Source organism: Micromonospora sp. DT178, assembly GCF_049841695.1.
Classification (GTDB): domain Bacteria; phylum Actinomycetota; class Actinomycetes; order Mycobacteriales; family Micromonosporaceae; genus Micromonospora.
In genome coordinates, this window is the sequence record NZ_JBNCKV010000101.1 from 1 (window position 1) to 245 (window position 245).

Below are 245 nucleotides of genomic sequence, written 5' to 3' on the forward strand. Positions count from 1 at the left end.
GGTGGAGCCATGGTGGCGTTGACCGCCAGTGACGCCCAGGCCCACGAGCTGATCGCCGGGCACACCGACCTGGTAGGGGTGGCGGCGGTCAACGGCCCCCGCTCGACGGTCATCTCCGGTGACCAGGACGTGGTGCTGGATCTGGCGCGGCAGTGGCGAGATAGGGGTGGCAAGGCGCGGCGGCTGCGGGTCAGTCACGCGTTCCATTCGCCGTTGATGGAGCCGATGCTGGCCGAGTTCGCACA

1 protein-coding gene is annotated in these 245 nt (G+C 69.4%); it reads left to right on the plus strand.

Annotated elements, in window-relative coordinates:
- Nucleotides 1-12: 12 nt before the first annotated feature.
- On the plus strand, nucleotides 13-245 hold a 233-nt coding region (locus tag ACLQ22_RS32145; protein WP_425695628.1), incomplete at its 3' end, for an acyltransferase domain-containing protein.